A 12,630-nucleotide genomic window follows, 5' to 3' on the forward strand; every position below is an offset into this window, starting at 1 on the left:
CAAGTCCTTTTGCGGTGGGCGTCGTTGCGCCCAATCCACCCTACGCTGGCCTTCGGTACCACGGCACCGGCCATCCGTCGTAGGCGCCGCCTGCACGAATACGGCCGAACCCGGCGAAAGCCGCGACGTAACCTAGCTATCTTCGACGGTGACCGGATCGGGTCGCGAGACCTCTCTCGATGAAATCCGCAAAAGCTCCTCGAAATGAACATGCGGATTGACCAGCGTCACGCCGTCGACCTTGAAGCCCTCGAGGCACTCGTGGCGCATGGTGGCCTCGAAGGCGGCCAGGGCGGTCTTGACCACTTCGTCGTCGATCATGTGGTCCGAGAGGTACCACTTCCGCCCCCGAAACGCGCGGCGCTCGCCCGTGTTCGCGCAAGGCGTGTCGTATTCCACCTGAAGAAAGATACGGCCGTCCTTGGGCGCCTTGACGTCACGCTCGACGCGAAGCCGGAACACGGTGTCAAAGGCTGACATCGAGATTCGTCCGCACAGCGCTTTCACCGTGTCGATATATGCCGGGTCCATGAGCATCCTGCTCCTCTGAGTGCAAGGGTCCGTTCAGCGCTCGGAGCGCCCATGGATTCTTGAACTCGTCTCTGGCAACTGTCAACTCGTGTGTTTCTTTACGCAAACGTTACGCCCGGGGGGCTGGCCGATACACCGTAAATATCGCGCAAAGCGAACAATGCGCACCGTCCTCTTCGACGGAACACACCCGTGGAACTCCTGTACGTCCTTCTCGTCATCGTGCTCACGGCCATGACGATCGGCTTCCTCATGATCTGCGACCGGCTCGGCCGGCGCTGAGGAAACCCCTATGTCTCTCGTTTACATCCTGGCCACCGCCATCGCGGTGGCGCTGACCGGTTACCTCTGCGTGGCCCTCCTCAAGCCGGAGTGGTTCGAATGAGCGCTAACGACATCTTTCAGATCGGCCTCTTCCTGGCGATCCTGCTGGTGCTGGTGAAGCCGGTCGGCCAGTACATGGCGCTGGTCTTCGCCGACGAACCGAACAAGGTCACCCGTTTCGGCGGTCGTATCGAACGCGCGCTCTATCGCGTCTCGGGCATCCGCGCCGGCGAAGACATGAGCTGGACCCGCTATGCCATCGCCATGCTCGCGTTCAACGTGGCGGGTCTTGCCGTGGTCTATCTGTTGCAGCGTGCTCAGGCATGGTTGCCGCTGAATCCGCAGCACTTCGGCGCCGTGTCGCCGGACTCGGCGATGAATACCGCGATCAGCTTTGCCACCAACACCAACTGGCAGGGTTACGCGGGTGAGTCGACGATGAGTTACCTCACCCAGGCGCTCGGCCTGGCCGTGCAGAACTTCCTGTCCGCCGCCACCGGTATCGCCGTGCTGATCGCGGTGATCCGCGGCTTCAGTCGCCGGGGCGCGTCCGCCGTCGGAAACTTCTGGGTCGATATGACCCGCGCCACGCTCTACGTGCTGGTGCCATTCTCGCTGGTCATCGCGTTGCTTCTCGTATCGCAGGGTGTGGTCCAGAACCTGGCGCCCTACCTCGACGTCGCCACGGTGCAGCAGGGCACGCAGACGCTGCCGATGGGCCCGGCCGCTTCGCAGATCGCGATCAAGATGCTCGGCACGAATGGCGGCGGATTCTTCAACGCCAACTCCGCGCACCCGTTCGAGAACCCGACACCGTTCTCGAACTTCGTCGAGATGCTTTCGATCTTCCTGATTCCGGCGGCACTTTGCTACACCTTCGGCAGCATGGTCGGCGATCGCCGCCAGGGCTGGGCGATCCTCGCCACCATGCTGCTCATTTTCGTGCCGCTGACCGTCGGTCTGGTCGCCGCGGAGCAGGCGGGCAACCCCGCGCTGCACGGTCTGGCCATCGATGCCCAGGCCTCCAGCCTGCAGGCGGGCGGCAACATGGAAGGCAAGGAAACCCGCTTCGGTATCGCCGCCTCGGGCCTGTTCGCCGCGATCACCACGGCCGCGTCCTGCGGCGCGGTGAATACCATGCACGACTCGCTGACACCGCTGGGCGGTCTCGTACCCATGTGGCTCATGCAGCTGGGCGAGGTGATCTTCGGCGGTGTCGGCTCGGGCCTGTACGGCATGCTTGCCTTCGCCGTGGTCGCGGTCTTCATCGCCGGCCTGATGGTGGGACGCACACCGGAATACCTCGGCAAGAAGATCGAGGCGCACGAGATGAAGATGGCCAGCCTGGCGGTGCTTCTGCCGTGCGCGCTGGTCGTCATCGGCACCGCCATCGCGGTGATGTCGAAGGCCGGCGTCGCGGGCGTCTCCAATCCCGGCGCTCATGGCTTCAGCGAGATGCTCTACGCGGTCAGTTCGGCGGCGAACAACAACGGCAGCGCGTTCGGTGGTCTGTCGGCGAACACGCCGTTCTGGAACGTTCTGCTCGGCATCTGCATGTTCCTCGCTCGCTTCCCGCTGGCGATCGCGATGCTGGCCATGGCCGGCTCGCTCGCGGCGAAGAAGCACGTCCCCGAGAGCGCCGGGACACTGCCCACGCACACGCCGCTGTTCATCACGCTGCTTGCCTGCATCGTCATCGTCGTGGGCGCACTGACCTTCCTTCCGGCACTGGCCCTTGGGCCTATCGCCGAACAACTGATGTCCGCCACGGGCCACTGATCCATGACTACCCAAGCCCATAACGCCCCGCGCGGTTTCGACCGCGCGCTGGTGACACGCGCCCTCGGTGACGCGTTCCGCAAGCTCTCACCGCGCCTGCAGTTCCGTAACCCGGTGATGTTCGTCGTCTTCGTCTGCAGCGTGCTGACCAGCCTTCTCTGGATCCAGGCGCTGACAGGACACGGTGAAGCGCCGACGACCTTCATCTTCTGGGTCGCGCTCTGGCTGTGGTTCACCCTGCTGTTCGCGAACTTCGCCGAAGCCCTGGCCGAAGGCCGCGGCAAGGCACAGGCCGATGCCCTGCGAGGTTCGCGCCGCGATGTCGCGGCAAAGAAGCTGGCTTCGGCGGACCGTGATGCCGCCATCGTCTTCACGCCGTCGAGCGAACTGCGCACCGGCCACTTCGTGCTGGTCGACGCGGGCGACATCGTCCCGGGCGACGGCGAAGTCGTGGTCGGCGCCGCCAGCGTCGACGAGAGCGCCATTACCGGCGAATCGGCACCGGTCATCCGGGAATCCGGTGGCGACCGCAGCGCGGTGACCGGAGGCACCCGGGTGCTGTCCGACTGGCTGGTGGTCCGCATCACCAGCAACCCCGGCGAGAGCTTTCTGGACCGCATGATCTCGATGGTGGAAGGCGCATCGCGCCGCAAGACGCCGAACGAGATCGCGCTGACGATCCTGCTGGCCAAGTTCACCCTGATCTTCCTGCTCGCCTGCGCCACGCTGCTGCCGTACTCGATCTACAGCGTGCAGGCCGCGGGTGTCGGCCATCCGATCACCCTCACGGTCCTCATCGCGCTGCTCGTCTGCCTGATTCCGACCACGATCGGTGCCCTGCTGTCGGCGATCGGTATCGCCGGTATGGACCGCATGATCCGCGCCAACGTCATCGCCACGTCGGGTCGCGCCGTCGAGGCGGCCGGTGACGTCGACGTGCTGCTGCTCGACAAGACCGGCACCATCACGCTGGGCAACCGCCAGGCCGTCGCCTTCCATCCGGCACCGGGTATCGAGGAGCGCGAACTGGCTGAAGCCGCCGAGCTCGCCTCGCGGGCGGACGAGACTCCGGAAGGCCGCAGCATCGTGACGCTCGCGGCACGCTTCGTCGCGATGGCCGGGCGTCCGGCCACCGATCGCGGCGCCGTCTTCGTACCCTTTACCGCGCAGACCCGCATGAGCGGCGTCGATGTGGGCACGCGGCATATCCGCAAGGGTGCGATGGATGCCGTGGAACGCTATCTCGACACCCAGGACAGCCACATGCCACCGCTGGTGCGTCGTATGGCCGAGGATGTCGCACGTCGCGGCGCCACACCGCTGATCGTCGTGGACGGCTCGCTCACGCTCGGCGTCGTCGAACTGAAGGATATCGTCAAGGACGGTATCAAGGAGCGCTTCGCCGAGATGCGCAAGATGGGCATCCGTACGGTGATGGTCACCGGCGACAACCCCCTGACCGCCGCGGCGATCGCCGCCGAAGCGGGCGTGGACGATTTCCTGGCCGAGGCGACGCCGGAAGCGAAGCTCAAGCTGATCCGTGACATGCAGGCCGAGAACCGCCTGGTGGCGATGTGTGGCGACGGCACCAACGATGCGCCCGCCCTTGCACAGGCCGATGTCGCCGTGGCCATGAACAGCGGCACCCAGGCGGCGAAGGAAGCCGGCAACATGGTGGATCTGGATTCGAATCCGACCAAGCTGATCGAAGTGGTCGGTATCGGCAAGCAGATGCTCATCACGCGCGGCGCGCTCACCACGTTCTCGATCTCCAACGACATCGCCAAGTATTTCGCGATCATCCCCGCGGCATTCGCCACGACGTATCCCGCACTCGATGCGCTCAACGTGATGCACCTGGCCACACCGCAGAGCGCGATCCTGTCGGCGGTGATCTTCAACGCGCTCATCATCATTTTTCTGATTCCGCTCGCGTTGAAGGGTGTCGCGTATCGCGCCCTGGGTGCCGCCGCCCTGCTGCGCCGGAACCTGCTGGTCTACGGTCTGGGCGGCATCGTCGTGCCGTTCATCGGCATCAAGCTGATCGACATGTTGCTGGTCCTGATCGGACTGGCCTGAAAAGAGGCGTCATCCCATGCATTCCGTGAAGCTCACCGTGCTCATCGAAGACAGCGCCGACCTCGACATGGAAGTTCGCGTCGTCGCCCCCGACGTCCCCGCGACGGTCGCCAGCGTGCCGGCCAGGGTCATCGGACCGCGCGTCGTCGTGACGACCGTGACGCGCGACGAGGACGACTACGCGCTCGGCGGCTACGCCGGTATCTGATTCAAAGCACCACTCTCCTACTCACCGAAAAGGGGTCCCGGAAGGGATCGGTAAACAACGCCATGCGCACCACTCGTTATGCTCTTCTCGCCGCCTGTCTCGCCATCGCCCCCGTCACCCGTGCGATGGCTTCCGGCAGCGACGACTGCTCTCAGGGCTTCGCTTCGCGCTTCGCCGCCGCCTATCGCGAAGACGCCCAGCCCGCCGACCCCGATGCACCGGCGGCGCCACGCCGTGCCATGGCCTCGCCGCTCCCGTCACCGCCGTTCCCCTCGGCGGAATGGCAGCTCGGCGGTGTCGCCTATCCGATCGGCGTGCCCAACCTCAATTCGAGGTATCCGCTGGAGAAGGCGCTGGCGTGCAACCGCTTCGGCAAATGGATGACCGATAACCGCATCGAGATCTACGGCTGGCTGAACGGGTCGGTCAATGCGAGCAGCTCGTCCCACACCAACTACCCGCTGTCGTACGCGACGCGCCCCAACCGCGCCGAGTTCAACCAGGCCTTGCTGCGCATCGAGCGTATCCCCGACACGGTGCAGACCGACCATATCGACTGGGGCTTCCACCTCGACAACCTTTACGGCTACGACTATCACTACACCACCATGAAGGGCGTCTTCAGCAATCAGTTGCTGAACAACCCCCGTGCCGATCAGCCGCAGACGGGCAAGACCTACGGCTACGATCCCATGCTGTTCTATGCGGATCTCTACCTGCCGCATATCGCCGAGGGCATGGTCGTGCGCGTGGGACGCTATCTGTCGCTGCCGGACATCGAGGCCCAGTTTTCGCCCAACAACTACCTCGTCACGCATTCGGTGCTTTACACGGCGGATCCGTATACGCAGATGGGCGTGATGACGACCACACGGCTCAACGCGCAGTGGACCGTGCAGCTGGGTATCAACGGCGGCAACGACACCGCCGTGTGGAACCACTCGTCGCGTCCGACCTTGCAGGCCTGCGTGCGCTGGGTGTCGAAAGACAACAACGACATGTTGTACCCCTGCGTCAACAGCTTCAACACCGACGACTACAACTACAACAACGTGCAGATGTACGTCACGACCTGGGGCCACCGCTTCAGCGACGACGTCCACATCCTCACCGAGGCGTACTACATGTACGGCCGCAACATCGCGGGCTATGGCCCCGGTGGCGAGCCCGGCGTGGCCGGTTCCTCGCCGGTGGCGGGCAAGGCGGGCGAGTACGGCATCGTCAACTACATCAACGTGGCGATCAGTCCGCTCAACATGATCTCGTTCCGCAACGAGTGGTACAACGACCAGAAAGGTCAGCGTACCGGCTACGCCACGCGCTACACGACCCACACGCTCGGCATGACCCACTGGGTCAGCCCGGACGTCGAGATCCGCCCCGAAATCCGTTACGAGAAATCCTATGACGTCGACGCTTACGACGGTGGCCGCAAGGGCTACCAGCTCAGCGCGATCGTCGATGCGATCTGGCACTACTGAGGATCATGGCCATGACTACCCTGTTGCGTAACGCCTTCGTGATGCTGCTTATGATGACCGCGATCACCGGCGTCGCTTATCCCGTCGTGGTTGGCGGACTGTCCATGCTGCTGTTTCCGAAGCAGGCGGCTGGCAGCCTGATCGAGCGCGACGGTAAGCCGGTCGGTTCGGCACTGATCGGACAGTCGTTCACCGCACCGCGTTATGTCTGGGGGCGCCCGTCGGCGACCACGCCCGGGCCGAACAATGCGGCGGCATCCACGGGCTCCAATCTCGGTCCCACCAATCCGGCCCTGACGGACGCGGTGAAGCAGCGTATCGCCGCACTGCGCGCCGCGGACCCGGAGAACCGGGCGCCCGTGCCGGTGGATCTGGTGACGGCCTCGGCCAGTGGCCTCGATCCGGAGATCACTCCGGCGGCGGCGGAGTTTCAGGCGGGGCGCGTGGCCCGGGCGAGGGGTATTCGCGCGGAGAAGGTGCGGGAGCTGATCGCGGCGAACACCGAAGGGCGTCAGTTCGGTGTGCTTGGGGAGCCCCGGGTCAACGTGTTGCGGCTGAACCTCGCGCTTGATCAGGCGGGGAGGTAACACCGGGTCGCCGCCAGGGCCGGCTCCCACCGGAGCCGGCAGCACTTCGGCTACCCTTTCCTCAACTCCTGCGGCCCCACGCCATGAACGATGTCCGAGACGCCCGCGCCGACGCGCTGCTCAACGCGGTGAAGGAGGAGGACGGCCAGCGCCTGAAGATCTTCCTCGGCGCCGCCCCCGGCGTCGGCAAGACGTACGCGATGCTGTCCGCCGCGCGGGATCTGAAACGGCAGGGCGTCGATGTCGTGGTGGGCCTGGTCGAGACCCACGGTCGTAGCGAGACCGCGGCCCTGCTCGAAGGGATCGAGATACTCCCGACCCGTCCGGTTCGCTATGCCGGCCGCGACTTCAGGGAGTTCGATCTCGAGGCGGCGCTTGCGCGCAAGCCGGCGGTCATCCTCGTCGACGAACTCGCGCATACCAATCTGCCTGGCGGTCGGCACACGCGCCGCTGGCAGGACATCGCCGAACTGCTCGATGCCGGCATCGAGGTCTACACGGCGCTCAACGTGCAGCACGTCGAGAGCCTCAACGACCAGGTGAGGAGGATCACCAACGTCGCCGTGCGCGAAACGGTGCCGGACGTCTTCCTCGACCGCGCACGCGATATCGTCCTGGTCGACCTGCCGCCGCGCGAACTGATCGGCCGGCTCAAGCAAGGCAAGGTCTACGTGCCGGAAACGGCGGCCGTGGCGCTGGACGCGTTCTTCTCACCGACCAATCTCGCCGCGCTTCGCGAGCTTGCCGTGGAAACCGTGGCCGCCCACGTCGACAGCGACCTGCGCGAGCACATGCTCGCGCGCGGCGACGCGATGCCCGTACGGCGACGGGTCATGGCCGCGATCGACGGTCACGACCAGAGCGAATATCTCGTCCGCATCACCCGGCGTATCGCGGAGCGTCGCGGTGCCCCGTGGAGCGTGCTGTTCGTCGACCGCGGCGGTCCCGACAGCGCCCGTCGCGAACGTGTGGACGCCGCGATGCGTCTTGCTCGCCGTCTTGGCGGTGAGGCGGTGATCCTGCGCGGCCATGCGGTCGCGGAGGAACTGATCGCCTGGGCCGATCGCGAAGGCGCCGGTCAGATCATCGTCGGTCGCACGCGAGAGCGGCCCATCGCCCGCCGGCTCGGCTACTCGCTGACCCAGCAACTGCTGAGGCGCGCCGCTCACCTCGAACTGACCATCGTCGCCACCCCGACGCAGCGCGCCCAGTCGCGCCTGCGGCTGCGGATCGAAGACGGCGGTTCGCGGCGTGACTACGGGTTCGCCACACTCGCCACCGCGATCGCGATGGCCCTGTCCTTCGTCGCCGACCGGTTTCTTTCGGTGGCCAACCTCTCGCTGATTTTCCTGACGGCGGTGCTGGTGGTCGCGGTACGCACCCGCATGGCGGTGGCGGTGTATGCGGCGCTGCTGAGCTTCCTGGGCTACAACTTCTTCTTCGCCCCGCCGCGTTACACGCTGGCGATCGCCAACGCGGACGACGTACTGGCGGTGACACTGTTTCTCGTGGCCGCGCTGGTCTGCAGCCGCCTGGCCACCCGCCTCGCCGGACAGGTCACGTCGTTGCGTGCGGCCCAGGTTCGCGCCCGCGCGCTCGTCGCGCTCGGGCAACAGCTGGCGACGAGCGCGGATGCCGAAAGCGTGAGAGCGGCCGGTGCGCAGGCGCTGGCGAGGGCACTGGACATCGACGTCGCCATACTCGCGCGGGAAGCCGGTGGCGAACTCGGGGTCGCCAGCACCGCACCCTCGGCCTTCCTGCTCTCCGCCCAGGATCTCGCCGCCGCCGACTGGTCCGACGGACACGCGGAGCCCGCCGGTCGGTACACCGACACCCTCAACGGCGCTTCCTGCTGGATGCTGCCGCTGGGCAGCGAGCATCAGCGCGGCGGCGTGGCCGCCCTGCGCTTTCCGCCGGGCATGCGTGAACCCGATGCCGACCGCCGCGGCCTGGCGCTGGCGATGGTGCAGGACATCGGGCAGGCGCTCGACCGCGCGCGCCTCGCCTCGGAACTGGAAAGCGCGCGCGTGCAGGGGGAGACCGAGCGCCTGCGCAACGCACTGCTCTCCTCGGTCTCGCACGACCTGCGGTCTCCGCTCGCCTCCATGATCGGTTCCGCCGGTACGCTGATCAGCTACGACAAGCAGCTGCCCGACAGCGAGCGCCAGGAGCTGCTGCAGGCGATCCTCGGTGAAGGCCAGCGCCTGGACCGCTACATCCAGAACCTGCTCGACATGACGCGGCTGGGCCACGGTACGCTGAAACTCAATCGCGACTGGGTCGACGCGGGCGAGATCGTCGCCGCCGCCGTATCACGCATGCGCAAGCTCTTTCCGGAGGTGCGCGTCGACATGCACCTGCCACATGACACCGTCCTCCTGCACGTCCACCCGGCGCTCGTCGAGCAGGCGCTGTTCAACATCCTCGAGAACGGTGCCCGGTTCACGCCGCCCGGGGAGCCGATGCGCGTGACGGTGCGTACCGAAGCGGGCCGCCTGCTGGTCGATGTGGCCGACCGTGGGCCCGGCATTCCCGAGGACGAGCGGGCGCGGATCTTCGACATGTTCTATTCGGTGTCGCGTGGCGACCGGGGCGGCCACGGCACCGGGCTGGGCCTCGCGATCTGCCGGGGCATGATCGGCGCGCACGGCGGCAGCGTGGAGGCCTTGCCCCACGTCGGCGGAGGCACGACCATTCGCGTCTCGCTGCCCTTGCCGCCGCCTCCTGACGAAGCCCCATGAATGCCTCGGCCCCCCGTGTCCTGGTCATCGACGACGAAGCTCAGATCCGCCGCTTCCTGGACATCGGTCTGCGCGCCGAGGGTTATCACGTGCTGCTGGCCTCGACAGGTCAGGAAGGCCTCGGCCTCGCGGCGACGCAGTCGCCCGACGTGGTCATCCTCGACATCGGCCTGCCCGACCTCGAAGGGCACGACGTGCTTCGCGAGATCCGTCAGTGGAGTCAGGTACCCGTACTGATGCTCTCGGTGCGCGATACCGAAGCGGAGAAGGTCCGCGCGCTCGACGCTGGCGCCAACGACTACGTGACCAAGCCGTTCGGCATTCAGGAGTTGATGGCGCGTCTGCGCGTGCTGCTTCGGCAAGCCGCCCGTGGCGGCGACGCGGAGGCCGCGGTGCGTTACGACGATGGCCGTCTCGCGATCGACCTTGCCCGCCGGGAAGTGCTGCTGGACGGTGCGCCGGTGGCGCTCACGCGCAAGGAGTTCGCGGTGCTGTCGCTGCTGGTCCGCCATCCGGGTCGCGTGGTCAGCCAGCAGCAGATCCTGCGTGAGGTCTGGGGACCGACGCATACGCAGGACACGCACTACCTGCGCATCGTGATGGGCAAGCTGCGTCAGAAACTGGGCGACGATCCGACCACGCCACGCTGGCTGAGGACGGAACCCGGCGTGGGATACCGGTTTCCGGCAGGCTGACCGGCGCCTCCGTGTGATCCGCGTCGCACCGGCTGGAAGCGGCGTGATTTTTCAGAATTTTCGGATTCTTTTACCCCGCTCGTTTGCGCAGCCTCGGCGTCCCCCACGCCTGAGGCATCCACGTGCAGTCTTCGTATCTCCGTTTCTGTAACCGGCGCGTTTCCCACGTCCTCACCCTGGTGGGCGCCCTGCTCGTCTTCGTTCCCGTCTTCGCCGCCGCCGTGGAATGCGGCGAAGAACGTTTCGTTTCCGGCGACCACACCTTGCCCAGCCACGACGAAGCCATGGCGAAGTGCCGGGAGCAGGCAGCGGCGATGACAGATCCGGTGACGGGCACCTACACCGCGACGCGCGCGTGTCATGACGAAGGCGACCCGGGTCAGCGCGGGCCCTGGCGTTACGGCCGGGTCGCCGTCGATGTCGTGACCCGGGACGGCGGCGACAGCTATACGTTCGAAGGGCTGTGGATGTGCAAGCCGGTCGAGGAAGAGGCGTTCTGGGAGAACGGGGTCAGGTGAGAGCCGCCTGTCTCGCCAGATAGCGTCCTGGCGAATCGCCGAACGCCTTGCGGAACATCGCGACGAACGCGCTGGGCGTCGCGTAGCCCAGCGCGTCGGATACCACCGAGACCGGCTCGCCGGTCGCCAGGCGCTCGAGCGCCCGAGTCAGCCTTGCCTGCTGCCGCCACTGCGCGACGCTGCACTGGGTCTCCTGCCGGAACAGCCGCGTCAGGGTACGCGTCGACATGCCTGCCCAGTTCGCCCAGTCCTCGATGCCGCGCGTGTCCTCCGGGTGCTCGTACATCGCGACGGCCACGCGACGGAGGCGCCGGTCCGTGGGCATCGGCAGATGGAGGGGCTCGACGGGAGCGCCGTGCAACTCATCGAGCAGCACCGCCAGCAGGCGGTCGCGAGCCGGGTCGGGCTCGGCGACGTCCACCGGCCAGCTCGCGGCGCGCCGGATGATCGACCGGATCAGGTCGTTGACCCCGACCACGCAGGGACGATCGGGCAGACCTCCCGCCGCGCAGGGCGCGATGAAGACACCCCAGGCGTGCATCGGTCCGGTCATGCTGATGGTATGCAGCGTGCCCGGGGGCATCCAGCCGGCGCGATGAGGAGGCAGCAGGTAGGAGCCGTGCTCCGTCTGGTTGGTGACAAAGCCTTCTTCCACATAAAAAAACTGACCTCGCACGTGGCTGTGCCAGTCGCTTTCCATTTTTGGGATCTGGCCGCGAACCTCGTAGGCCACCAGCGGCGGACCCTCGGCGCTTTCGAGCAGGGCGTGGACTGCATCATGACCCATCTTGGCCGTTCCTCGACATAACTTGGCCAACTAACGATATCAGGCCTATACCCGTCATGGCTAATATCTGCTTCCCCAAGTATCTGTCCCGTTTCGACGAAGGAGACCCGCATGATCCGTCTCGTCACGAACGATTTCCACGACGCCACTGAAGGCCGCGAAGCCGGCGATGCCCTGGTGACCTTCGTCGCCTGCGCGCACGCCATGCTCGATCCCGGCACCCCGGAAGAACAGCGCCGGCGGCTGGAGCCGAGGCTCCTGGCACAGCTTCCGACCCTCCGCGCGCTCGGCGTCTTCGACCTTTTCGCGGTCCGCGACCCTGCGCTCGCGGCCCTCCTGGCCGACGAAGGATGAACTGATTCACACACGGCAATATATGCTGAACGCATATTTGCCTTGACAACTATAATTCGGGCAATAGAATGCTCGTCCATGAACAATCCTTGCCCCGTCTACGACAACCCCGACAGCCTGGGTGCCCTCGTCGGCATGGTGCGTAGTGAGATCGTCCGGGCTATCGAGTTCGATCTTGCCGCGCAGGGCGCGGATCTCAAATTCACCCAGTTTCATGTGCTCAAGCGCCTGGCGACCTGCGGCGCGATGACCGCCACCGAACTGGCCCGCTCGGTCGACCTCGACGGCGGCGCCATGACCCGGCAGCTGGACCAGCTGGAAGCGAAGGGTTACCTCCGCCGCCAGCCGCATGAGCAGGACCGCCGCGCGCTGCGCATCGACCTTACCGAGGCCGGCGTGGCGCTGTGGAAGCACCTGCACGAAAGCAACCTCGCGACCCTCGAGCGCGCCCAGAAGGGGCTGACCGAGGACGAGCGCGAGAAGCTGCACGACTACCTGGGGCGCGTGCTCAACGCGCTTCGCGAAAAAGACTGAACTAAACGTCCG

13 protein-coding genes are annotated in these 12,630 nt (G+C 66.2%); 11 read left to right on the forward strand and 2 right to left on the reverse strand.

What is annotated here, in order from left to right; all coding sequences use genetic code 11:
• Positions 1-132 precede the first annotated feature (132 nt).
• Positions 133-531, reverse strand: coding sequence for a hypothetical protein (locus BLT40_RS12560; RefSeq protein ID WP_143025881.1), 399 nt, complete (start codon positions 529-531; stop codon positions 133-135).
• 292 nt (positions 532-823) lie between these two features.
• On the opposite strand from BLT40_RS12560, the gene kdpF reads away from it, so the two are divergent.
• From kdpF to BLT40_RS12605, 9 genes are all read left to right on the forward strand, one after another.
• On the forward strand, positions 824-916 hold the full coding sequence (kdpF, locus tag BLT40_RS12565; protein ID WP_079521563.1) for a K(+)-transporting ATPase subunit F: 93 nt from the start codon (positions 824-826) through the stop codon (positions 914-916).
• Entirely contained in the window at positions 913-2,634 is a 1,722-nt protein-coding gene (kdpA, locus tag BLT40_RS12570) for a potassium-transporting ATPase subunit KdpA (RefSeq protein ID WP_090353546.1), read from the forward strand. The genes kdpF and kdpA overlap by 4 nt, the downstream gene beginning before the upstream one ends.
• A 3-nt stretch (positions 2,635-2,637) precedes the next feature.
• Entirely contained in the window at positions 2,638-4,713 is a 2,076-nt protein-coding gene (gene kdpB / locus BLT40_RS12575) for a potassium-transporting ATPase subunit KdpB (protein ID WP_036116842.1), read from the forward strand.
• A 16-nt stretch (positions 4,714-4,729) separates the two neighbouring features.
• Positions 4,730-4,921 (forward strand): hypothetical protein, encoded by a 192-nt coding sequence (locus tag BLT40_RS12580; RefSeq protein ID WP_090353548.1) that lies wholly within the window; start codon positions 4,730-4,732, stop codon positions 4,919-4,921.
• Between the two features lie 62 nt (positions 4,922-4,983).
• Complete coding sequence (locus BLT40_RS12585) at positions 4,984-6,402, forward strand: outer membrane beta-barrel protein (protein ID WP_090353552.1); 1,419 nt, start codon at positions 4,984-4,986, stop codon at positions 6,400-6,402.
• 11 nt (positions 6,403-6,413) lie between these two features.
• Entirely contained in the window at positions 6,414-6,989 is a 576-nt protein-coding gene (gene kdpC, locus BLT40_RS12590; protein WP_090353555.1) for a potassium-transporting ATPase subunit KdpC, read from the forward strand.
• A gap of 83 nt (positions 6,990-7,072) precedes the next feature.
• Positions 7,073-9,730 carry a sensor histidine kinase gene (locus tag BLT40_RS12595; protein ID WP_090353557.1) on the forward strand — a complete coding sequence of 886 codons (2,658 nt, stop codon included), beginning with the start codon at positions 7,073-7,075 and terminating at the stop codon, positions 9,728-9,730.
• Entirely contained in the window at positions 9,727-10,425 is a 699-nt protein-coding gene (locus BLT40_RS12600; RefSeq protein WP_090353560.1) for a response regulator, read from the forward strand. The genes BLT40_RS12595 and BLT40_RS12600 overlap by 4 nt, the downstream gene beginning before the upstream one ends.
• A 122-nt stretch (positions 10,426-10,547) precedes the next feature.
• Positions 10,548-10,943 carry a hypothetical protein gene (locus BLT40_RS12605; RefSeq protein WP_090353565.1) on the forward strand — a complete coding sequence of 132 codons (396 nt, stop codon included), beginning with the start codon at positions 10,548-10,550 and terminating at the stop codon, positions 10,941-10,943.
• On the opposite strand, the gene BLT40_RS12610 is transcribed toward BLT40_RS12605, so the two are convergent.
• Positions 10,936-11,730, reverse strand: a complete 795-nt coding sequence (locus tag BLT40_RS12610; RefSeq protein ID WP_079521570.1) for an AraC family transcriptional regulator — start codon at positions 11,728-11,730, stop codon at positions 10,936-10,938. The two genes, BLT40_RS12605 and BLT40_RS12610, sit on opposite strands and share 8 nt — an antisense overlap.
• 111 nt (positions 11,731-11,841) lie before the next feature.
• On the opposite strand from BLT40_RS12610, the gene BLT40_RS12615 reads away from it, so the two are divergent.
• Positions 11,842-12,084 (forward strand): hypothetical protein, encoded by a 243-nt coding sequence (locus BLT40_RS12615; protein ID WP_043696958.1) that lies wholly within the window; start codon positions 11,842-11,844, stop codon positions 12,082-12,084.
• A 78-nt stretch (positions 12,085-12,162) separates the two neighbouring features.
• Positions 12,163-12,618: a MarR family winged helix-turn-helix transcriptional regulator gene (locus BLT40_RS12620; protein ID WP_090353568.1), complete on the forward strand. Its 456-nt coding sequence runs from the start codon at positions 12,163-12,165 to the stop codon at positions 12,616-12,618.
• Positions 12,619-12,630 lie beyond the last annotated feature (12 nt).

The sequence above is a fragment of the Dyella sp. 333MFSha genome (assembly GCF_900102405.1).
Classification (GTDB): Bacteria; Pseudomonadota; Gammaproteobacteria; order Xanthomonadales; family Rhodanobacteraceae; genus Luteibacter; species Luteibacter mycovicinus.

Bases quoted from the DNA above. Each gene is read 5' to 3' on its own strand.
- BLT40_RS12560 (WP_143025881.1), bottom strand. From the start codon at position 531: ATGGACCCGGCATATATCGACACGGTGAAAGCGCTGTGCGGACGAATC.
- kdpF (WP_079521563.1), top strand. From the start codon at position 824: ATGTCTCTCGTTTACATCCTGGCCACCGCCATCGCGGTGGCGCTGACC.
- kdpA (WP_090353546.1), top strand. From the start codon at position 913: ATGAGCGCTAACGACATCTTTCAGATCGGCCTCTTCCTGGCGATCCTG.
- kdpB (WP_036116842.1), top strand. From the start codon at position 2,638: ATGACTACCCAAGCCCATAACGCCCCGCGCGGTTTCGACCGCGCGCTG.
- BLT40_RS12580 (WP_090353548.1), top strand. From the start codon at position 4,730: ATGCATTCCGTGAAGCTCACCGTGCTCATCGAAGACAGCGCCGACCTC.
- BLT40_RS12585 (WP_090353552.1), top strand. From the start codon at position 4,984: ATGCGCACCACTCGTTATGCTCTTCTCGCCGCCTGTCTCGCCATCGCC.
- kdpC (WP_090353555.1), top strand. From the start codon at position 6,414: ATGACTACCCTGTTGCGTAACGCCTTCGTGATGCTGCTTATGATGACC.
- BLT40_RS12595 (WP_090353557.1), top strand. From the start codon at position 7,073: ATGAACGATGTCCGAGACGCCCGCGCCGACGCGCTGCTCAACGCGGTG.
- BLT40_RS12600 (WP_090353560.1), top strand. From the start codon at position 9,727: ATGAATGCCTCGGCCCCCCGTGTCCTGGTCATCGACGACGAAGCTCAG.
- BLT40_RS12610 (WP_079521570.1), bottom strand. From the start codon at position 11,730: ATGGGTCATGATGCAGTCCACGCCCTGCTCGAAAGCGCCGAGGGTCCG.
- BLT40_RS12615 (WP_043696958.1), top strand. From the start codon at position 11,842: ATGATCCGTCTCGTCACGAACGATTTCCACGACGCCACTGAAGGCCGC.
- BLT40_RS12620 (WP_090353568.1), top strand. From the start codon at position 12,163: ATGAACAATCCTTGCCCCGTCTACGACAACCCCGACAGCCTGGGTGCC.